1 protein-coding gene is annotated in these 875 nt (G+C 67.4%); it reads left to right on the top strand.

All coding sequences use genetic code 11. The annotated features are described in order from the left end of the window. Window positions 1–875, top strand: an 875-nt coding sequence (locus OCGS_RS09255) for an AAA family ATPase (protein WP_052026164.1), incomplete at both ends; no start/stop codon positions are given.

Raw genomic sequence — 875 nt, 5'->3', positions numbered from 1 at the left:
GAGGAGATCGAGGAAGCCGCCCGAAAGATCGCGGTGGCCGAACGCGACGCGCTTCGCCTCACCGGGTTCGCGCGCACCACCGCCGAAGCCGCGATAGAGGCGATGCGCCAGGGGTTCTCAGCGATGAAGCACCCGCGCTTCGCGCTGAACCCGCAGAGCGACGCCGCGGACGCCCAGCTCATCGTGCTCGACGAAGTTTCGATGGTCGGCGAGGAGATGGCGCGCGACCTGATGAGCTTCGGCAAGCCGATCCTCGTGCTCGGCGATCCCGGCCAGCTGCCGCCCATCCGGGGTGAAGGCGCCTTCACCCGCGACAAGCCGGACGTGATGCTGACCGAGATCCACCGCCAGGCGGCCGAGAGCGCGATCATCCGTCTCGCCACCATGGCGCGCGAGGGCCGGCCTATCGGCTTCGGCGTCTATGACGATCATGTCGCCAAGCTCCGCAAGGGCGACATCACGCCGGAACAGGCGCTGCGCGGCGGCCAGCTGATCTGCGGGCTGAACGCGACGCGGCTGCAGATCAACAACGCCATGCGCGCGGCGGCCGGCCTCGGGGGTACCTGGCTGCCCACGGGGCCGGCCGAGAAGATCATCTGCCTGAAGAACCAGAACGATCTGGGGCTGATCAACGGGATGTTCGTGACGCTCGAAGACATCGTCGACGAGGGCAGCCTCTACTTCTCCGCCGTTGTCCATGACGAGGACGGGCGCCACATCGGTGAGCCCTATGAGGACGGGCGTCCCGGCCGGCTGCGCATCTACAAGGGGCATTTCGAGGACCATGTCGCCTACGACGACAAGCGCCATGACCGCGACTACAAGGAGAAGCGCCTGCTGACCGAGGCGACCTTCGGCTGGGCGATCACCGCGCA

This window comes from Oceaniovalibus guishaninsula JLT2003, assembly GCF_000299575.1.
Lineage (GTDB): Bacteria > Pseudomonadota > Alphaproteobacteria > Rhodobacterales > Rhodobacteraceae > Palleronia > Palleronia guishaninsula.
The sequence above is the reverse complement of the archived record's forward strand: the minus strand, read 5'-3'. Positions and strand labels throughout refer to the sequence as shown.